We start from the raw sequence: 20,033 nt of genomic DNA, 5'->3' as shown, positions 1-20,033 counted from the left end.
ATATTTATGCGATTAGTTTTCATTTTAGTTTTTTTCTTTGCAATGTCTTTTACTTTCTTAAACGCGCAAGACTTACAACTAAACTCTGTGCTAACCCATGCTCAAGAAAAGGATATATTAAATGATTTTGAAGAAGAATATTCTACTTCCTTAGCTATTAATGATCCTTTGATAAGCTATAATCGCTGGATGCACAATGTAAATTGGGGATTTTATAATTATGTAATGAGCCCTATTTTGGACGCTTATAATTTCATTACACCGCTTGGACTAAGAATTGGGCTTTATAACTTTTTTGATAATCTTGCAGCCCCTGTGAGATTCCTTGCGATTTTGCTTGCTGGAGAGCCTAAAGGCGCAATGGATGAATTAGGTCGTTTTATGCTTAATTCTACTGCTGGGATTTTAGGATTTTTTGATATTGCTTCAGAAAATAACTTATATTCTCATCATAACGACTTTGGAATCACCTTTGGTAAATGGGGAATAGGTGGAGGATTTCACTTGACTTTACCAATTCTTGGACCAAGCAATTTGCGTGATATTATTGCCCTCCCTTTAAATGCCCTCGCCTCTCCTACAAACTATCTCAAACCTGCCAAAGCGGCATTTGCAGTCGATACAATCGGATTTGGAAACTATGTAGCACGGCATAAAGCAACTTTAGATTCTATGTATCAAGATTCTTTAGATAGCTATCTTTTATTCCGCGATTCTTATGAACAAAGACGCGCAGCATTAATCTCAGAAAAATAAGGACAATTATGAAGACTTCAAAATTTCTTCTAAAAATTTTATTACTTGTTAGCATCTCCTCTTGTTTTGTTTTTGGGCTAGAGTTTGGGGAGATTGATAACACAATGCAAAAAAATATCCAGCAAACTCTTGCAATTTTGCAAAAAACAACAAGCGGCAATAAAGATTCCACAATTTCTAACGCACAAGCAGAACAAATTTCCAAAGAAATTTTTGCACTCTTTGATTCTATTTTTGATTATTCTCTTATGGCGCAGCTTTCTTTATCCAAAGAATATAAAGCATTATCACAAGCCCAACAAATAGAATACACTAAAGCATTTGAGCAGAATCTCAAAAAAAGCTTTACAGATAAACTAAAACTCTACAAAGATGAAAAAATAGAGGTTGTCGGTGGCGAGAAACCAAAACCTAATCGCTACAATCTCAAAACTTCTATGGTTTTAGATGGCAAGATAAACTACATTATTTTCAAATTTCACGACAACAATGGGGATTGGAAAATCTATGATGTAGATATTTTGGGAATTAGTATTATCCAAACTTATCGTTCGCAATTTAGTGATATTTTGGCAAAATCTGATTTTAACACATTGCTAAATAGTTTGCAGAGTGAAATTTCCTTTGAAGCAAAATAGCGTTTTCAAACTTCAAGAGTTGCTAGCACGCCTTTTTTCACGCTTCTATAAGATAATTTTACACTCTCCAAAAGTTACTCTTGGAATCTGTATTGTATTTTTTATTCTTTTTGGAATCTCTGCATTAAAACTTCCTATTGACGCAAGCTCTGATAGCTTAATCTTAGAAAATGACAAAGATTTCAAGACTTATGAATCACTCTTAGAAGACTATTCTACTAAGGATTTTTTGATTCTTGCTTACACTCCAAAAAGTGGCAATGTTTTTACTCAAGATTCCTTAGAAACCCTAAAAGAGCTTAGCGCGGATTTAAAAGCGATTCCACAAGTTGAAAGTGTGCTAAGCATTCTAAATGCACCTTTGCTTAAAAGTGTGCCAAATTTAGATTTGCAAGAAACTCTAAAACGCAACCCAACATTGCTTTCTCAAGAAGTGGATTTAGAGCTTGCAAAAAAAGAGATTCTAAACCATTCCTTTTTCTTGCAAAATTTAATTTCAAAAGATTCTAAAACTGCTGGAATCATTATTAATCTAGCAAGTAATCCGCGTTTAGTGGAGCTAAAAACCCTAAAAAACACCGCAAATTCTGCTTTTGAAAAAGAAGAATACCAACAACTCATCACCCTTGAGAAAAAAAGATTACAAGCCCAAAATGATTCTGCTATTGCCGCTTTAAAAGCTTTGCAAAATCAATACGAAGGACTAGAAATAGGCGGAATCACACTTATTGCTAGCGATATGATTGCTTATGTCAAATCAGATTTAATCACTTATGGGACACTTCTTAGCGTCATTTTAGCTTTTATGTTATGGATTTTTTTTAGAAGTTGGCAATTTGTCGCACTAACACTTGGAATCTGTTTTTTCACTCTTGTGGTAAGTAGCGGAATCTTTGCAGCACTAGGTTATCAAATCACCGTTGTTTCCTCAAATTATGTTTCTTTGCTACTTATTATTAATGTTTCTTTGGTTGTGCATTTAATCGTAGCGTATTTAGAATTTTATGAAAAATTCCCAAAAGCAACACAAAAAAGCCTGCTATATGCTACACTTATTGGTAAGCAAATGCCAAGTTTCTTTGCTGTGCTAACTACAATGATTGGCTTTTTAAGCCTTATCTATTCTAATATTTTGCCCATTATTCATTTAGGAATCGTAATGAGCCTTGGGGTTAGTGTGGCACTAATTTTTACTTTTGTATTATTTGCTAGCATTTTATCTCTGCTTCCAAAACCCAAAAAAGTCGCCAAACTCCCCTCAAAACAAGAATCCTTTTTACGCTTTTGCGCAAATTACGCCATAAAAAAACCAAAAACAATCTATGCGATTGCCCTATTTTGTGTCCTATTTAGCATTTATGGAATACAACATTTAAAGGTCGAAAATAGCTTTGTGAATTATTTTAAAGATTCTAGCGCAATCAAGCAAGGCTTATTAAAGATTGATAAAGAATTAGGTGGAACCGTGCCTTTAGATATTCTTGTAACTTTTCCCAAAAAAGAAGAAAAAAAGGAAAATGCGACAAATGATTTTGAAGCAGAATTTGAAGCGTTAGAATCGCAAGATATTTATTGGTTTGATAGTCAAAAACTCCGCATTGCTAAACTTGTGCATACTTATTTGCAAACAAATCCCTACATTGGCTCAATCTTAAGCTTGCATAGCCTAGCAATGCTTCTTGATAATCTTGGCATTGGTGCAGATGATTTTACGATTGCTTTTTTGTATAAAAATGTCTCACCGGAGCTTAAGGCGCAGCTTTTTATCCCTTATGCAAATTTAGAGAAAAATCAATTGCATTTTTCTTTGCGCACTTTTGATTCTAATCCAAATTTAGAACGCAACACCTTTATCGCACAAATCAAACAAGATTTACACAATCTCTTGCAAGATGAAGAAGTTAGCATTGAAATCAATGGTGCAATGGTTTTGTATAACAATCTTCTGCAAAACCTTATCACCTCTCAAGTTGATACACTAAGTTTTGTGATTGGTGTGATTTTTCTAGTCTTTATTGTGATTTTTAGAAGCCTAAAACTTGCCTTTATCGCGCTTCTTACAAATCTCATTCCACTTGGCACAATCTTTGGAATCTTAGGAGTTAGCGGGATTCCACTTGATTTAATGGGAGTTACGATTGCTGCAATTGCGCTTGGAATTGGCGTTGATGATGTGATTCACTATATCCACCGCTTTAGCGCAGAAATCAAAACGAACTCTCTACAACAAGCGATTCTAAATTCCCATAGCTCTATTGGAAATGCGATGTATTACACGACACTTATTATTGTTGTTGGCTTTTGTATGATGATGAGTAGCAATTTTATCCCCACAATTTATTTTGGATTCCTTACAACACTTGTAATGCTACTAATGCTCTCAAGTGCGCTTATTTTGCTTCCTGCTTTATTGCACAGCCTTTATAGAAAAGTATAATATTCAAGATAGAGAACAACATCTTGCTTGTATTTATCCCATTGCAAAGTATAAATACAAGCAATCTCCTTGCCTTGCGCTTCTCTTAAATCTGTGTTAAATACAAACGCATTGCAAATACTCTTTCCTTCTTTTAATTTTAATTGACTATGTCCTGTGCCAAAATAACGTATGTTAATAATCTTTGCTTGCACGCAAAACTTTGGAATCGTATTTGCATGACCAAAAGGCGCAAAGCTCTGCACCATTGCAAAAAATTTAGAATCAATAGCACCTAAAGGCAAATATCCCAATGTTTTGTTGAAAGTAGAATCCTCTTTAACTTGCACATATCTAAAACGCTCTAAAGCTTGCTTAAACAGCTCTAAAGATTCTTGCTTTAAACTAAGTCCAGCTGCTCCAAAATGCCCCCCAAAAGCACACAAATACTCTTTTGCACTTTCTAAAACTTCCATACAATCTATATGCGATGAACGCATACTGCCTTTTAAGATTCCATCTTTTTGCGTTAGTGCAACACAAGGTTTTATAAACTCTTCACTCAAACGCGCTGCAATAATTCCAACAATTCCTTCATGCCAACTTGGATTATAAACCAAAACAAAAGGAATCTCTGTATGGTTTTCTTGTGCGCAAAACATTGCTTTAGCTTCTGCATACATTGTATTTTGCAGAGTTTTTCTCTCCGTATTAATCGCCAAAAGTTGCTCTAATAAGGCTTTAGAATGCTCTTTATTTTTCTCTATTAAAAATGTATAAGCAAGCATTGCGCTATCCATTCTCCCAGCGCAATTTAACAAAGGAGCAATATAATAACTAATGAGTTGTGTATCAATATGATATTTACAAAACTGCTCTTTTAGATGCATAAATGCTAGTCTTTTACTTTGTTTAAGCACTTCTAAACCTTTTTTTAACAACACGCGATTCATTCCTCGCAAAGGCATAACATCACTAACAATTGCTAATGCTAATAAGTCTAAAAATTCCACCATTGCAATATCAACATTCAATACTTGTTTCAAAGCAGCACAAAGATACCACGCTACACAAGCCCCGCAAATTTCAGGTTCAGGAAAACTGCTTGAAAGCTTAGGATTGCAGATTAAAGCATTAGGTAGAATCTCTTGGGGCGTGTGGTGGTCTGTAATGAGTAGCTCAATCCCTTTATCTTTGCAGATTTGCGCAACCTCAACTGCATTAATCCCATTATCTACCGTGATAATCACATCACAATCCAAACGCGCAACAACAGATTTTGAAAGCCCATAGCCATCACTAAAACGATTTGGAATCTCAACTTGTATCGGATAATGAATCTTTTTGAAAAATTCATAAAGAATTGCGCAAGAGACAACACCATCAACATCATAATCCCCCACAACAACAATACGCTTTTGTTCTTGAATCGCAGCTTTTATGCGTTCTGCGATTACTATAAGATTACAAAGACTATCAGGATTTGGTAAATCTTTTAACCGCTTAATCTTTTCATCAACAAAACGTTGTTGCAAAAGTGATTCCACAGCTTTAAAATCAAGTTTTGGTAAATGTGGAATCACAAAATTTCCTTAAGGACGCAAAGCATTAAGAGATTGTTTAATAAACTCTAAAATTACACAATTTGGAGCTTGCAATCTTGAAGTAAATTCTGGGTGAAATTGCACTGCAACAAACCATGGATGATTCTTTAGCTCAATTGCTTCAATAAGCCCATTACTCTCTCCGCTAATTATCATACCTTGCTTTTCTAATGCTTCTCTATATTTTGGATTTGCTTCGTAGCGGTGTCTATGACGTTCTTTAACAACTTTTTGCCCCTTATATGCTGCTTGAAGTTTGCTACCATTTTTTGTTTGGCATTCATACTCCCCTAAGCGCATCGTGCCTCCCATTGGCGAAGTATGCGTCCTAATTTGTGCATTTCCTGCTTGGTCGATAAAGTTTTCAATCAAATAAATTGCAGGCTCTTTTGCCTTAGGATTAAACTCCATAGAATCTGCCTCTTTTATCCCTAAAACATTGCGACAATACTCTAAAATTGCAAGTTGCATTCCTAGACAAATCCCCAAAAATGGAATCTTATTTTCTCTAGCATAAGTAATTGCTTGCATTTTTCCTATAACTCCACGCTCTCCAAAACCACCGGGAACTAAGATTCCATCTACATATTTTAACTGCTCTAACGCTTCTTCATTTTTTTCTAGCTCCTCACTATCAATCCATTGAATATCAACTTTTGTATCAAGATTTGCCCCTGCGTGGATTAAGGCTTCAATCAGTGATTTATAGGATTCTTTAAGCCTTAAATATTTCCCTACAAAAGCAATTTTTACTGCATTTTGTGGAGCTAAAATCTGCTTTACTAGCAAATCCCATTCTTTCATATCTGGGCTAAATTCAGGCAACTTTAAAAACCTAGCAATCGGTGCTAAAATACCTTCTTTTAAGAAATTAATAGGCATTTGGTAAATACTTTTTGCATCTTGTGCTGTTATCACACAATCATAATCCACATCGCAACTCATAGAAAGCTTACTTTTAAGCTCTTTTGGAATCTCTTTTTCTGTGCGTGCGATAATAATCTGCGGTGTGATTCCTATACGTCTAAGCTCTTGCACGCTATGTTGTGTGGGTTTTGTCTTTAGCTCTCCTGCGGCACGGATTAAAGGAATCAAAGTTACATGCAAGCTTATAACTCTTTCCATTCCATATTCATGCTTCATTTCACGCATTGCCTCTAAAAATGGTAAGCCTTCAATATCTCCAACCGTCCCTCCAAGCTCCACAACTAAAATTTCATTTTCTTCTCCTGCAAGACGGATTCTGCGTTTGATTTCATCAACAATATGCGGAATCACTTGGATTGTTTTTCCTAAATATCCCCCTTTTCGCTCTCGCTCTATTACACTTAAATACACTTGTCCTGTTGTGAAGTTATTTTTACTTGAGAAATTCATATTTAAAAATCTCTCATAATGCCCAATATCCAAATCCGTTTCTGCGCCATCATGCGTTACAAAAACTTCTCCATGTTCTAGCGGGCTCATCGTTCCTGGGTCTACATTAATATAAGGGTCAATTTTTAAAATTCCAACCTTAAAACCAGAATGCTTTAAAAGTGTCGCAAGAGATGATGAAGTGATTCCTTTGCCCAATGAACTTAACACACCACCTGTTACAAAAATATATTTTGTTTCAAACTTTGTCATAAATAACCTCGCAGATGTAAAAAGCGCATTATACTTTTTGGCAACTTCATTTTTGCTTTTTAACAGATATAGAATCCTGCTATAATTTTGAGATAAAATTTTGCCAAAGGCAAACAATGCTAGAAAAAATCCTAGAATCTTATCCTAAGTTAAGCTTTCGATTCCATAGGCAAATTTGCCTAGAATTACAAAATAAAACTTGCCTTTATGGAGCAAATGGAATCGGAAAAACAAACTTTGTTCTACACTATTTTAACCAACCACAATTTAACACATTTAAAAAACTCTATATCGATTGCAACGATACACGTCTAAATCCACTAAAAGATTTAAAAGGACTAGATTCCTTTATCAAAGAGCAAAATATCAATCTATTAATCATTGATAATTTTAACCCCTCTATCACACTTCCCCAACTCCCTTCTTTATCTTTTTTGCTCATAATTTCTAATACTCCTTATGCAAATTTTCATAACATACAAATGCCTCCTATTACTTTTAACGAATTTCTTTTAATGCGTAAAATTTCACAAGAAGACGCACTCACACAATATTTGAAATTTGGAAATTTATTTGAAAATTTAAATGGACAAAAAAAGGGAGAGTTTTTAAGAGCAATCGCATTAGATTCTATGAATTTTTGGATATTGCGGAATCTCATTTTGCACTTAGGACAAAAAGTTTCGCCCTATCAAATTTACACAAAACTAAAAAAAGAAGGCAAGCTTTCAAAAGACAGATTTTACGCATATTGTCAATTCTTACAAGAAAGTGGAATCCTATTTTGGCTAGAGAAATTTGAACACGTTTCCTCGCCAAAAAAACTTTATTTTTGGGATTTCACACTAAAAAACGCTGTTTCTTTTGAACGCAATTTTAATCTGCTTTTTGAAAATATGGTGTTTTTAGAATTACTTTATCATTTTAAAGTGGAATTTTTTTATACCGATAAACTCGACTTTTATATTCCTTCTTTATCGCTTGGAATCCTTTGTGCGCCTTTCACACAAACATTACAATCACGCCTTAGCAAACTTGGCAAGGAAAGGGAATTTTGCGATTCCTTATTAATCCTTTCTTTAAACCAAAAAGCAAGCGGAGAGCATTTGGGTATGCCTTATAAAATCTTGCCTTTTACCGATTTTGTTGCAAGCAATTTTAAAGATTGGCTTTAAAGATTTCTTGCACATTTTCTAGTATAAAATATGCTAGAATCCCAAAATTTTTCTAAAGGCACATAATGTTTGAGAATATAGAATCTGTTACTTATATTATAGGTGTAGCAACTGTTACAATTATCGCTGTTTTAAACCCTTTTGGCAATCTCCCCTTGTTTATCGCAATGACAGAACAAGTCCCTATTCGCTTGCGCCAAAAACTCTTTTTAAATATCTCATGGGTAGCATTTTTAATTGTCTTGCTTTTTCTCTTTAGTGGTTCTTTTATTATGCAATATCTTTTTCGTGTCAATTTAGATAGCTTACGCATAGCTGGGGGCTTAGTGATTATTGTAATGAGCCTAAAAAATTTACTTTTCTCACACGCGCAACAAGATTTTTCTAGCTACAAGGATTTAGAATTTCATGAGCTTTTAAAGCATAGTGTTATCCCTATGGCTTTTCCTATGCTTGTGGGACCTGGGACACTCTCTACCGTGATTATTATCGCAGAAGAAAGCAATATGTTAATCGCTTCAGGAGCAGTGGTTACCGCATTTATTTTTTTATTGATTTTATTTTATTTTTCTGCAATGATTGAAAAGATTTTAGGACATCTTGTATTGTATGTGTTATCACGTATCGCATTAATTTTTATCATAGCAGTTGGAATCCAAATGATTATTACAGGATTACAGGGAATGGGAGTTATTCCAACGCCTAAATAAACACTTCAAAAATAAAGCTATATTTCTAATAATATTTTCCAAGAATCTCGCAAATTATCAAAACTATATCTCGCATTTGCTGGACTAGTTGAAGGCAAAGAAAAGATTGTAATCTCACGTCCAAATTTTTGGCAAAAAGATTTTGAAGATTCTTTAGGGATAAGGGTTTTATAATTTTGGTGCGTTTGGATTGTAAGCTCTAAATTGCGGGTTTTGCAATATTGCATAAAAAGTGTTGTAGCTTTTGTGCCATTTAGGCAAATCATTCGAATCTTGCTTGAATCAAGCAGGGCAAAAATATCGTTAAATTCTTTATTTTTTAGGCTACTATCACTCGAACCTTTAATCTCACAAGAATGCACTATATCCCATAACACTAGGGAATGGGATTTAAGAAACGCGATTTTATCATCGGTGTTTTGCAGCTTTAAAATGCCTTTATCGCTTTTATCACCAAACAAATCCGCTAAAACTTTCCAAAAGCGATTCTGCGGGTGCGCGTAGTAAAACCCTAACTCTCTTGAAACCACAGAAGGAAAAGAACCCAAAATAAGGACTTTGGAATCCTTATTTAAACCACTTGGCGGAAATGGGTGCATTGGCATTTAATCGCCCTCTATTCAAGAAGCATAGGTTTCACAAAAGGAACATGAGAGCCTACAATTAAAGTTTTATCTTTTTTAAATTGTGTCAAAAATTTTTCCCTAGTCTTTGCGGCTTGCTCTTTGTCTATATCATAAGTCGCTGAAATATCAGGATTCTTAGTTTGCACATCAAAAGCATGCAGTAAATCCGCCCAAAATACAAGTTTTTTGCTATTTTTCATATCTTGTAGCATAATGAGATTATGCCCGGGAGTATGCCCATAAGCTGGGATTGGAGAAACCACCAAAGCACCTTTAAAGATAGGATTCGCATCAAAAAATATCGTATCTTTTAAAAGAGATTCTAAAATATTTTTAGCTTTTTTATTATCGCTTTTGAGCCAATATTCTTGCTCTTTTTTATCAATCAATACCTTAGCATTTGGAAAAGTCTTTTTATCATTTTGGAGCAATCCGCCGATATGGTCCATATGTCCATGTGTAATGATAATATGCGTAACATCGCTAGGCTTTACATTTGTAGCTTGCAATGCTTCTGTGAGCTCGTTTATCGTATGCTCAAAGCCTGTATCTATAAGCGCAATATAGTCTTTATTTTTAAGCAGCATAACATTTTGCTGATTTTTTACATTTTTATCTTTATATGTCTTTGCGATAAGCTCCTTATCTGCTTCATTATTAGCTATGAGTATTTCAGGATTGATAGGTCGCTTCAACAATGAAAGCACATAAACATCAGTATCAGCTATTTTTGTATGGTAGCTTTCTGCACCAAAAGCATATACCCATAATGCAATAAAACATAGTATGATTTTTTTCATTCTTACTCCTTTGATTTTGCTGTAAATGCGTATTGTAGCATAAATGTAATGTCGCATTAAGATTTTGCTGCAAATTCTACACCCGTGAAAATTTCTAAGCACTCTTTCACAACACGACACACCAGAATTATCAAACTTGCTAAGCCCGCTTTTGGCATATAGGGTATAATCTTTGCCCCTTTCTAGCTCTAAATGCTTTTCACTTGTTTTTGGTGTGCTTTGCTAAAAGGCAATGCAAAATGGCTTATCCATTAATTCTAATTGCTCTAATGCGCTAATTTTCAAGCTATCATCAAGCCAAAAATAATCAAGCTTGCCTATCTTTTTATTGCCAAAATTTAGAATATTTAGGTAGTTTTGCATTTTTTCTCTTCCAAGCTCGCGTGCGATTTGCTGAAAAGCTGGCACTTGAGAGAATTTCATCGCATTTTTAAGATTTGCATCATTTTTCCACACTTCAAAGCTAACATTTTCTCCATTATAGCGATAAAATATCGTATCAACATTCTTTACCAACCCAGAATCTAACGCAAAAAGTGAGTTATAAATCTTGAAAGTTGAAGCGGGCGGATAAGTAGTAGCAGCCCTTTTTTGATTGATGATATAGGTTTTAGAACCTAGCTTTATCACAAATGTGCCATCAATGCCATAATCCCTAAAACGCGATTCTATGGTTTTAGTTTTATCATTAGTGGATTTTTGCGGATTGTGTTGCAATGTTTGACTAAAGAGATTTGTGCTCAAACTTGCAATGCTAAACAGAGTTAGAAATAATGTTTTTAGAATCTTTTGCATAGATATCCTTGTTAAGAAGATTATAGTGTGCAATTACATTTTAATGATTTTAGAATCTGGCATTACGCCACTCAATTGGAATATATTTAGTTTGATAATATGTTTCTAATTCTTTCTCTAGATTGTCCTTTAAATCTTTTATATTTTTATAGCGAATTTGTTTGTATCCTTTTAAATCAAAACCTGCCTCTTCATTTTCTTTTAACAACAAAATGAGTTGCTCATCGATTCCTTTTGCACGGCAAAGTGCTAAAGTATAACCAACCTCCAAATAAACATTAGGATTTTTATTTGTAATATCAGCAATCACAAGTCCTCTTTCATCAATCTGATCAAAAATTTCATTAACGATTTGATAAGTTGTTCCCTTAATATACTTATCTATTCTTAAAGGTTTTAACAAATTCTTATCCTCAAGTATCTCTAAACTTATTTTTTCTATTGTTTCATTTATTGCTTCAAAAACATCATCATTATCATGAAATGCCATAGCAATAAATATTTTAAAACTCTTAGGAATATAGGTATTTTGATAAACCAAAAAGAGATTTTCAAAATCTTGGAATCTTTTTAGCTCTGCATCTTCTATAAGCCATTCACAAAAATATTTAATTTCTTTTTCAATTTTTACATTCTCGTTATCTTTCATTTTTTCATAGAGAAAAAAGATAATACAAATAAATTCTGCTAGTTGGTTATGGTCAGAAAAATGCTTTAAAATTTCTTCAAACTCTTTTTGCTCAATCTTATCCCTCAAAAATGAAAAAAATTCACTTAATAATTCCTCATCATTATTTTGAATCTTTTTTGCTAAATAATCGCAAGCTTTGGCAATAACATCCTCTTTTAATTGGTTATGATAATCTTTGAAAATATCTAAAATTTTATCATTAGATTCTCTAAACACATACAACCACCAATCAATAGCTTTAAGTTCCTTAGAATCTTCAAATTCTTTTAGTGTTCTACTTAAATAATCTTTAGGCAAAAGTGGTTTTGATTTGGAATTAAGATAATAGAAAAATGCTAATTCATCTTTGATACTATTCTCCCCCTCTTTCATAAAAACAAAAGTTACACCAACATAGTCATCATTAAAGGCATTTTCTTTATCTTCTAAAAGTTTTTTAATTGCTGAAAGCCTATGATTGCCATCTACGATTTTAAATTTTCTCAAAGCTTCTTGCTTTTTAATACTAAGCTTAAGCATTGAGTGAAAGGGTCTTTTAATTTTAGAAAAATCTATTTCAGAATCTAAAGATTTCACATTAAACATTTTTACTAAATTCATATACTCATACATTTTTTGAGATAGCTCTTCAATATCCATATTTTCTATATTATCATTCTCAAACCCACTAGTCATTTTTTGAATATCTTCGAATGATAATAAATTTACTTTAAGTTGAGATACTTCTATATGTTTATTTTCTAATAGCTTGCCTTCGTCTTCAAAGGACAACTCAAGATTAAGATCTTTATCTCTTACCACTATTACAATATCAGGCAAATAACGATATTTTTCATTTTTAAGATATTTTATAATTTTATCTTCATGTTCTCTTTCTAATTCTCTTTGATATTCTCCACTAAAAACTTCAAAGTTAGCAAGTTGTCTAAAGCTTAGATAACCTTTAGCTACACGATAATTAAAAATCTGTTCTTGCCACAAATAAACATCAATAGGTTCAAATGCCATAAAGTTATCCTCCTAATATCATCTTTTCCACTTCTTTTTTAGCAGATTCTAAAATTGCTTTAGATTCTATTTGCAATGCCTTTGCTTTTTCTCTGCGTTGGCTAATTTCCTTAGCTATCTGCTCTTGGATTTCAATAGGCGGGAGGGGGATTTTTAGGTTTAAAAATTCACTTTGATTAATTGAAGCCATAATTGCACCACTAGATTCTCTTTTAAGTAGTTCTTGAAATAAATTAGTCCTTAAAATAAACATTAAAAAATTCTTTAGTAAATTACTTGTGTGCCTAATAACAAAAAACCCTGTAGAGGCAATCATATTTTCAGTTTTACTATCAATAATTGCAATAGCTTTCATAGAACCACTTAAAGTTGAAACCAACAAATCACCATCATAAACTTTTTGCCTTGCACGACTAGGGAAATCACCATGTATTTTTTTAATATTTTCAACATTGCCATTTTCTTTATTGATTGAAGATAAATCAATATAATTAATACTTTCATATTTTTTGGTATCCTCTAAGGCATTATTAATCAATACTTTTTCTCTCAATTTCACCGCAGGATATCCCCAAAGTTTTTGTAAGTTTGTTTGAAATTTTATTATTTCACTCATAGCAAGGGTATTTTCCATTGCATTAAAATCAACAACAAATTCATATATTACCCCCCCCCCCGCTAGATTCTGGAGCTAGTATTATGTTTTCTATATCAATTTTTGCCGCATTCAAAATTTCTTTTGCTTTTGTTTGTAACGCTAATGCTTGATTTTTAGAATCTAAAAGTTTTTTTGAAATTTGTTCTTGAATTTCTAGTGGTGGTAAGGGGATTTTTAGGTTTAAAAATTTATCAATATTTAGGTGCTTGATGACTGCTCCTATACTTTGGCGATTGGCTAAGATATTGATAATTTGGCTTGCGAGCAAAAATTGCAAAAAATATCTATCAACTTCTTTAACTAGCTTTAATCTTAATATCCCTCCACTAATAATATAATCCCTTTTCATATCTGCTTCTAAGCATATACCTATCGTGCCATCTTTGGAATATAAAAGCTCATTTTCTTGTGGCTGAAAAGTTTTAAGATTCTCATACAAAGAAGCACTAACAAACTTTTGCACATTTTCAAAGTCTATGCCATTATTTGAAATATCACTCACCCGAATAAATGGAATCTCTTTATTTTGAGAATACTCACTGCTGCCAACTTCTATACCCTTTTTAAAATCCTCTATTATAGAAGCTAGGTTTATTAAAGGATAGGGAGAGCTTTGCAAGGCATTTTCTAAATCTTGATAGTATTTTTGATGATAGCTTGGGTCAAAGCGAGAGCCACTTAGGGCACTTATTTTTTGTGTAAAGATTCTAGAATCTAGGGCATTATTAGTTTGTGATGGCATAGTAATACCTAATTCTTCTAATAGATAAGAATCAATAGAATCTAAAAGCTCTTTTGCTTGTTGTTCTTTTGCTTTTGCTAATCGATTAGCCTCTTCAATTACATAATAAATTGATTCGTTATAGACAATAGGAATGCTTTTTAGAGCCTTATAATCTAAGGCTGGACGAGTTCCTCCTGTTGCTCTGCGACTTGCTAGTTTTTCTCCTATATCGGTATTTAAGAATGTTGCTATTGCTCTACTTGTTTGCAAATCTTTTGTTTTTATTACGACAGAATGTTGATTAATATTTCCTATAAATCCTTTAGGGGCAACTGCTGCCGTCCCTAATCTACCTGTAATTGTTACAATTAAATCATTTTCACTTACTTGGCTTCGCTTTAACATTCCTTCGTGAGTTTCAACATTGATATAGATAAAATCATCTGAAATTGTTGTATTCGGTTTAATATTTTGCACTCGCAAAAATGGAATCCCTTTAGTCTTATCTTCTGTATAATATTTCCAAGATTCTTTTTTATCTGGGGTAGCCCCACTTGAAATACTTATAATAAAATCTGATAGTTTTAAAGTTGTTTTAGTTCGTAAAGTCTTCTCCAATTCCATAAATTCATCTTTATAATATTCCGCATCAAATCTATTCCCACTCAATTCACTCCATTTTCTGATAAAGATTTTACTCATTTTTACCCCAATTTTGCGTATAATACTCTCTAAACTGCTGGGCAACTTCTGCTAAATCACATTCTTCATATTCGCAAGTTTGCTTACCTGTGGCATCAAAGCCAATATCTTCAACAATAGCCATAAAAATATGATAGTCCTCTAAAGTTTTAATCTGTTCCTTTGCTTCATTCTCTATTTTATCTCTTATAATCTCTTCTTGGAATTTGTATTTTCCTTTTATATCTGCAATTTCATTTTTAAGGGTCTCAATATTATCTTTCAAGATTTTATTTTCTAAATCATTTTTAAATTCTTTTTCTAGGGATTTTAACTCTTTATTGAGTGGAGCTATCGTTGTTTTGCACTCTTCTCTTAAAGATAAAATCTCTGGTTTATATTTTAAAGTGCTATTTTGTTCAATTGCTTCTTTTTGAGTAACAAAAGATTCATAAGCCTTTTTGGGCTTCTTTTTTAAAATTAAAATGCTTGATTTTACTCCTGCTCCATAGTTTGAAAAGGTATGTTGTGGCAGAGAAAAAGAAGCAAGCAAATAGAATCGCTCTAGTAAATAATCTCGCACATTTTGTGTGCTAGAATTAGTCAAAACTCCATCGGGCAAGACACAAGCGACAATGCCATTTTCTTTTAAGAAATCAAAATATCTCTCTAAAAAGAGAATTTCGCTTTTTTGAGATTCTAAATTTTTGTTTGATTTTTTATCGATGATTTCATCAATGAAATGCGCTTCACTTTTAGAAAAATCAAAGTTTTCAAAGTAGGATTTACTAGATGGGATACTAGAGCCAAAAGGGGGATTAGTAAAAATATAATCAAAAGTATTTTTTTGGAATTTGTTATTTTTAATAATAAAATTTTCAAAGGAATCTAATCCATCTGCTGTAATCACATTTGTATGCCCATCATCGTGGATAATCATATTCATTTTAGCTGTTTGTGAAATCCCACTATTAATTTCTATACCATAGAGATTTTTTTCAGCAAAGGAATGCCAAAAGTTATGTTGTGCAGTTGTGTCCTTAAGTCTTTTGCTTTTTTCTTGCATATACTGCAGAGTTTGCAGCAAAAACCCTCCACTTCCGCAACTTGGATCTAACACTAAATCATCTTTTGTAATATCAAAACATTGCACAATAAATTTGACAATATTAAGAGGTGTGAAATATTGTCCTGCTGTGCCTTTAAAAAAGTCGGCAAAAAACTTTTGAAAAACTTGTCCTTTGATATCCAAATCTGTTTTACTAAGATTAATTGATTCTAAATTCTCAACAAGAAATTTTATTTCATCAGCATCGAGAATCAAGGAGTTATCAAAAACATTTTTATCTTTTTCTTTATAGCGGTTGTAAAGTTCTTTTATTCGCTTCCCTAATGCGTATTTATCCTCATCGCGATTTTTTTGAAATTCATAATATTCTTTATTGTAATCCGCATCATATTCAGCAATTTTTTCATCCATAATCTTAGTAAAAATAATCTTACTAAATTCACTAAAAGCTTCTGCTGGATTTCGCTTGCCGCCATTCCATAGGTAATTATGGATTTTTTGTAGTAATGATTTTAACTCATCAGTGGTGATTGGCTGGATATTATTATCTTTAGAATCCCTCTCATATTTCCACAAGGGTGCATCGCCACCATAGTCTGGAATATCGTCAATCAAATCGTTACCATCATCTTTAATGTAAAGTGTTATTTTTTCTTTGCCATTTGTTGCTTGTGCGTAATCTGCACGCAAAAAGTTTGCATAACTTAGGGCTTGCCCTTTTGCTTCTCTTAAATCCCTTTGGTCTTGTTTTTTAAGCTCAATAACAATATGGGCTTTCTTGTGAGAATTATTAGAATATACAACAATATCAGCCCTTGTATTGCTTATATTTTCACTTCCTCGTTTTACAGGGATTTCTATACCAATATGCCCTAATGGATATTTCTTTTGCAGAAGAAGTTTTGCAAATATCTCAGCCCTCACTTGCTCTTCTGGATTTTGATAATTTTGTTTTGAAAGTTTTTTGGTATGATAAATAATAAAATCTCCCTCAAAACTAATATAGTTTTGCTCCAATGCTTGATATATAAATTCGCTATACAATTTTTACCTCCTAGCTAATTACCTTTTCCTTTTAATGCTTTATAGGTAGATTCTAAAATTTCTTCATCTTCTTTTTGTGCTTTTAGCAATGCCTCTTTTTTGCGTTGCGTTTCAAAAAGATTGTATTGTTCATAGGCAATTTTTTCCATTTGTGCATTAGAGATACTGCCATTATCCCTTAAAACTTCCTTACCTTGAAATGCAATCAGTGAATCTACATTTTCTCTCCAAAAATCCATTGTTAAGGTTTGCTTATCTTTCACTCTTAATTCTGCTGATTCCAAAAATACATTCACAAATCGATTAAGAGTATCTAGCTCATCTTTGCTTAAATAATTTTTTGCAACAATCACATCGCCTTTACGCACGACACTGCCTTTCCAATTTGTAAGCCCCATATTTGGCTCATTGGCATTAGCCCGCTCACAGATAAGCTCTGCAGCGGTTTTATGCGTAACTGCATATAAAAGCTTATTTTGAGTTTGTGCAAAAAACATTTGCGTTGCTTTATCGCTCGCATCATAATCCACGCTTAAAGCAAAAAGTTCTCGCACTTTTTGATAGAATCTCTTTTCACTCGCCCTTATATCGCGGATTTGCTCTAATAATTCATCAAAATAATCTGTTCTGCCATTTGGGTTTTTAAGCCTTGTGCTATCAATCACAAAGCCTTTTTGCAAATAGCTTGCCAAATGCTCATTTGCCCAGATTCTAAACTGCACTCCTCTTTTACTCCGCACACGAAAACCAATGGCTAAAATCATCTCTAGGGAATAAAATTTTACCTTATATTGTTTGCCATCATTGGCAGTTGTTCGGATTTCCCGAATAACTGAATCTGCTCGCAATTCTCCCTCTTTTAGGATATTTGCGATATGCTCACTGATACTAGATTTTGAGGTGTCAAAAAGTTTGGTAATAGAATCTTGATTAAGATATACACTCTCGCCAAGCTCATAAAGCTCGACTTTTACCCTATTATCTTGTGTGGTGTAGAGGAGGAGGTTTGGCATAAGATTAAACTCCAAAAAAATTATAGGCATTTGCTATTGTTGCTGTGCCATATGAATCTATAACAATGGCTTTGAATTCCAATCTATTCTGCGAAGCAGAAGTTGATCTTTTTTGCGACATTGAACTAAAAGGATAAATATAATATTTTTTACTCTTGCTAATATCAATATTTTTAAAATCATCATTTTTATAATAGTAACTATAGCAATCTAAAAGATATTGTAAAAATAATTGGGAAGACTCTATTTGCTTTATTGCTTCATCTAAATATTTTTTTTGATAACTTGATTTAATTTCACAAAAATAAATTTCCAATCCTCTACTGCTATTCAGCAAAACGATAAAATCACACGAACAATTTGTAGAGTATCCCTGTAACATCTCAATTGTATGTTGATTTTCAATCTGCCTTATAATGATAGCATCATCTTTGTTTTTAAAAGTAAGGTGTATCGTACGTATAGCACTACCATCTTTTTCTTTAATAGCAAAACAGCCTTTATTGTTTGAAACTCTTAAATCTTTATGAAGTGAATTGTAAAAATCTTTCAATGCTTTATTGGTCATATTTCTTTATCCCTAGCTTTTAATAATTCTTCAAAGATATTCCCTTGATTTTCATTTTGAGAATCTATTGACTCATCAAAAGTTTCCATAAAAATGCCTTGCTCTTGCGTTATCTTGACTTCTTTTAGGGTATTTTTACCCTTAATATTTTCCGCTAAATAAGCTTTTACTTTTTTAGATTCTAGCTTATATTCTTTGGAATATCCTTGCTTTTTAAGCTTTTGAATTTGCTCATCAGAGAGATTATTTAACATAATACAATTACTTAATTCTCGGACAATGTAATCACTATGTGTAGTGATAAATACTTTAATCCCAGCATTGACGAGCAAAGTAAGCAATCTAGCAACAAGAATCTGATTTTTAGGGTGGAGATTTAGCTCGGGTTCATCTATCATAAGAATATCATTTTCATTTGCAATATGCAAAACATAGTAATTCAACATTAGTAAAGAACGCACAGAGCTTGAAGCTATTTCAATATTATAAGCTTTTTTTGAGCCTTTAGGTTGAAACAAAATTCCAGCGTCTGTTGCTTTATATCTTCCTCCAATAATCTTGCCTAAAATTTCAAAAATTACTTTATTGTTGTCTTTATATTTTTTAAAAACACTCTCTTGTTTTGATATTTGTTTAATATCTCTAATGAATGCTATATTATCTCTCACGGGTTTTGGATAGAGTTGTTTTTTCTTATCTAATGTTCTGTTAATTTCAAACAAACTAATATCCTCTTCTTTAAGCATTTTTTGCACTGTTTCTAACCTTGCTATTTTTATAAAATCTAATTCTTCTTGAAATATAGAAGCCCCCGTTCTTTCAACACTTAAAATAAAATTTTTCATAAAAATTATATGCAACATTGCATCAAAAAAGGTCTCTGCATAATCAACAAAACCCCTTTTGTTTAAACCAGAAAAACTTAACCCATTATCATAAATAGTATGTTGCACTCTTCTTTTGTATCTTCTATTTAAACTACCATCTTCTAAATACTTTTTAATGGCCTCCTTGACATCTTTTAAAGAAATGTTAAACTCTGTATTAAATTCTACATTTGAAAAATCTTCCTCTTTGCCTGCCATAATTTGTAATAAGACGCGATTAGAATATAATTTAGTTTTTTCTTGCATGTGTTTTTTTAGTTTTTCTAATATCTTTTCATATGTTATTTTAATTTCTTGTTGAGATTCCCCCATATTTTCTAAAAACTCATTATCATCAAAAAGATTTCTTCGTGCCCTTAAAAACATATTTTCACGAATACTTCTCATAAAATCCAAATACCCATACAAGCTATAAGTCGCATAAGTTTTACCTGTATTATTTTCACCACAAATCAGAGTCAAGTCTCCTACTTCAAATTCCGCTTCATCAAGCATTCCGATATTTTTAATATGAACTTTCATTTCTTAATCCTTTCCATTT

Annotated in this window: 17 protein-coding genes; 5 read left to right on the top strand and 12 right to left on the bottom strand. The window is 32.6% G+C overall.

Annotation, left to right across the window (positions count from 1 at the left end):
• Window positions 1-6: 6 nt before the first annotated feature.
• The 3 genes from LS70_RS04195 to LS70_RS04185 are packed head-to-tail and all read left to right on the top strand — an operon-like array spanning window position 7 to window position 3,831.
• Window positions 7-756 (top strand): MlaA family lipoprotein, encoded by a 750-nt coding sequence (locus LS70_RS04195; protein ID WP_034288194.1) that lies wholly within the window; start codon window positions 7-9, stop codon window positions 754-756.
• An 8-nt stretch (window positions 757-764) separates the two neighbouring features.
• Window positions 765-1,394 carry a Tgt2/MlaC family protein gene (locus LS70_RS04190; RefSeq protein WP_034288191.1) on the top strand — a complete coding sequence of 210 codons (630 nt, stop codon included), beginning with the start codon at window positions 765-767 and terminating at the stop codon, window positions 1,392-1,394.
• A complete protein-coding gene (locus tag LS70_RS04185) occupies window positions 1,381-3,831 on the top strand; it encodes an efflux RND transporter permease subunit (protein ID WP_081949741.1) in 2,451 nt (816 codons plus the stop codon). The genes LS70_RS04190 and LS70_RS04185 overlap by 14 nt, the downstream gene beginning before the upstream one ends.
• Here LS70_RS04185 and recJ read toward each other — a convergent pair.
• On the bottom strand, window positions 3,816-5,393 hold the full coding sequence (gene recJ, locus LS70_RS04180) for a single-stranded-DNA-specific exonuclease RecJ (RefSeq protein WP_138109347.1): 1,578 nt from the start codon (window positions 5,391-5,393) through the stop codon (window positions 3,816-3,818). The two genes, LS70_RS04185 and recJ, sit on opposite strands and share 16 nt — an antisense overlap.
• Window positions 5,394-5,402: 9 nt before the next feature.
• On the bottom strand, window positions 5,403-7,043 hold the full coding sequence (locus LS70_RS04175) for a CTP synthase (protein WP_034289186.1): 1,641 nt from the start codon (window positions 7,041-7,043) through the stop codon (window positions 5,403-5,405).
• Between the two features lie 116 nt (window positions 7,044-7,159).
• On the opposite strand from LS70_RS04175, the gene LS70_RS04170 reads away from it, so the two are divergent.
• The gene (locus tag LS70_RS04170) at window positions 7,160-8,218 is read left to right on the top strand and encodes an ATP-binding protein (RefSeq protein WP_034288188.1); all 1,059 of its coding nucleotides are present in this window, start codon (window positions 7,160-7,162) and stop codon (window positions 8,216-8,218) included.
• 65 nt (window positions 8,219-8,283) lie between these two features.
• On the top strand, window positions 8,284-8,928 hold the full coding sequence (locus LS70_RS04165; protein ID WP_034288185.1) for a MarC family protein: 645 nt from the start codon (window positions 8,284-8,286) through the stop codon (window positions 8,926-8,928).
• A 17-nt stretch (window positions 8,929-8,945) separates the two neighbouring features.
• Here the strand turns inward: LS70_RS04165 and LS70_RS04160 are convergent, their stop codons facing one another.
• The 10 genes from LS70_RS04160 to LS70_RS04115 all read right to left on the bottom strand — a co-directional run bounded on the left by LS70_RS04160 (window position 8,946) and on the right by LS70_RS04115 (window position 20,014).
• Window positions 8,946-9,533, bottom strand: coding sequence for a DNA-deoxyinosine glycosylase (locus LS70_RS04160; protein WP_034288182.1), 588 nt, complete (start codon window positions 9,531-9,533; stop codon window positions 8,946-8,948).
• 11 nt (window positions 9,534-9,544) lie between these two features.
• Complete coding sequence (locus LS70_RS04155) at window positions 9,545-10,354, bottom strand: MBL fold metallo-hydrolase (RefSeq protein ID WP_052083336.1); 810 nt, start codon at window positions 10,352-10,354, stop codon at window positions 9,545-9,547.
• 222 nt (window positions 10,355-10,576) lie between these two features.
• A complete protein-coding gene (locus LS70_RS04150) occupies window positions 10,577-11,149 on the bottom strand; it encodes a penicillin-binding transpeptidase domain-containing protein (RefSeq protein ID WP_052083335.1) in 573 nt (190 codons plus the stop codon).
• Window positions 11,150-11,198: 49 nt separating this feature from the next.
• Window positions 11,199-12,848, bottom strand: coding sequence for a DNA sulfur modification protein DndB (locus LS70_RS04145; protein ID WP_138109346.1), 1,650 nt, complete (start codon window positions 12,846-12,848; stop codon window positions 11,199-11,201).
• 4 nt (window positions 12,849-12,852) lie between these two features.
• Window positions 12,853-13,464, bottom strand: a complete 612-nt coding sequence (locus tag LS70_RS04140; protein WP_052083334.1) for a restriction endonuclease subunit S — start codon at window positions 13,462-13,464, stop codon at window positions 12,853-12,855.
• 40 nt (window positions 13,465-13,504) lie between these two features.
• Complete coding sequence (locus LS70_RS04135) at window positions 13,505-14,932, bottom strand: restriction endonuclease subunit S (protein WP_034288174.1); 1,428 nt, start codon at window positions 14,930-14,932, stop codon at window positions 13,505-13,507.
• Complete coding sequence (locus LS70_RS04130) at window positions 14,925-17,024, bottom strand: restriction endonuclease subunit M (protein WP_034288171.1); 2,100 nt, start codon at window positions 17,022-17,024, stop codon at window positions 14,925-14,927. The genes LS70_RS04135 and LS70_RS04130 overlap by 8 nt, the downstream gene beginning before the upstream one ends.
• A 14-nt stretch (window positions 17,025-17,038) precedes the next feature.
• Window positions 17,039-18,037, bottom strand: a complete 999-nt coding sequence (locus LS70_RS04125) for a virulence RhuM family protein (RefSeq protein ID WP_034289178.1) — start codon at window positions 18,035-18,037, stop codon at window positions 17,039-17,041.
• 4 nt (window positions 18,038-18,041) lie between these two features.
• Window positions 18,042-18,605: a hypothetical protein gene (locus LS70_RS04120; RefSeq protein WP_034288168.1), complete on the bottom strand. Its 564-nt coding sequence runs from the start codon at window positions 18,603-18,605 to the stop codon at window positions 18,042-18,044.
• A complete protein-coding gene (locus LS70_RS04115) occupies window positions 18,602-20,014 on the bottom strand; it encodes an AAA family ATPase (RefSeq protein ID WP_034288165.1) in 1,413 nt (470 codons plus the stop codon). The genes LS70_RS04120 and LS70_RS04115 overlap by 4 nt, the downstream gene beginning before the upstream one ends.
• Between the last annotated feature and the right edge of the window lie 19 nt (window positions 20,015-20,033).

This window comes from Helicobacter sp. MIT 11-5569 (assembly GCF_000765695.2).
Lineage (GTDB): Bacteria > Campylobacterota > Campylobacteria > Campylobacterales > Helicobacteraceae > Helicobacter_D.
This window is presented reverse-complemented; position numbering and strand designations above follow the sequence as displayed.

What these genes read in the sequence shown, in the direction of transcription:
- LS70_RS04195 (WP_034288194.1), top strand. Translation starts at nt 7, where the DNA reads ATGCGATTAGTTTTCATTTTAGTTTTTTTCTTTGCAATGTCTTTTACT.
- LS70_RS04190 (WP_034288191.1), top strand. Translation starts at nt 765, where the DNA reads ATGAAGACTTCAAAATTTCTTCTAAAAATTTTATTACTTGTTAGCATC.
- LS70_RS04175 (WP_034289186.1), bottom strand. Translation starts at nt 7,043, where the DNA reads ATGACAAAGTTTGAAACAAAATATATTTTTGTAACAGGTGGTGTGTTA.
- LS70_RS04170 (WP_034288188.1), top strand. Translation starts at nt 7,160, where the DNA reads ATGCTAGAAAAAATCCTAGAATCTTATCCTAAGTTAAGCTTTCGATTC.
- LS70_RS04165 (WP_034288185.1), top strand. Translation starts at nt 8,284, where the DNA reads ATGTTTGAGAATATAGAATCTGTTACTTATATTATAGGTGTAGCAACT.
- LS70_RS04160 (WP_034288182.1), bottom strand. Translation starts at nt 9,533, where the DNA reads ATGCCAATGCACCCATTTCCGCCAAGTGGTTTAAATAAGGATTCCAAA.
- LS70_RS04155 (WP_052083336.1), bottom strand. Translation starts at nt 10,354, where the DNA reads ATGAAAAAAATCATACTATGTTTTATTGCATTATGGGTATATGCTTTT.
- LS70_RS04150 (WP_052083335.1), bottom strand. Translation starts at nt 11,149, where the DNA reads ATGCAAAAGATTCTAAAAACATTATTTCTAACTCTGTTTAGCATTGCA.
- LS70_RS04145 (WP_138109346.1), bottom strand. Translation starts at nt 12,848, where the DNA reads ATGGCATTTGAACCTATTGATGTTTATTTGTGGCAAGAACAGATTTTT.
- LS70_RS04140 (WP_052083334.1), bottom strand. Translation starts at nt 13,464, where the DNA reads ATGAGTGAAATAATAAAATTTCAAACAAACTTACAAAAACTTTGGGGA.
- LS70_RS04135 (WP_034288174.1), bottom strand. Translation starts at nt 14,932, where the DNA reads ATGAGTAAAATCTTTATCAGAAAATGGAGTGAATTGAGTGGGAATAGA.
- LS70_RS04125 (WP_034289178.1), bottom strand. Translation starts at nt 18,037, where the DNA reads ATGCCAAACCTCCTCCTCTACACCACACAAGATAATAGGGTAAAAGTC.
- LS70_RS04120 (WP_034288168.1), bottom strand. Translation starts at nt 18,605, where the DNA reads ATGACCAATAAAGCATTGAAAGATTTTTACAATTCACTTCATAAAGAT.
- LS70_RS04115 (WP_034288165.1), bottom strand. Translation starts at nt 20,014, where the DNA reads ATGAAAGTTCATATTAAAAATATCGGAATGCTTGATGAAGCGGAATTT.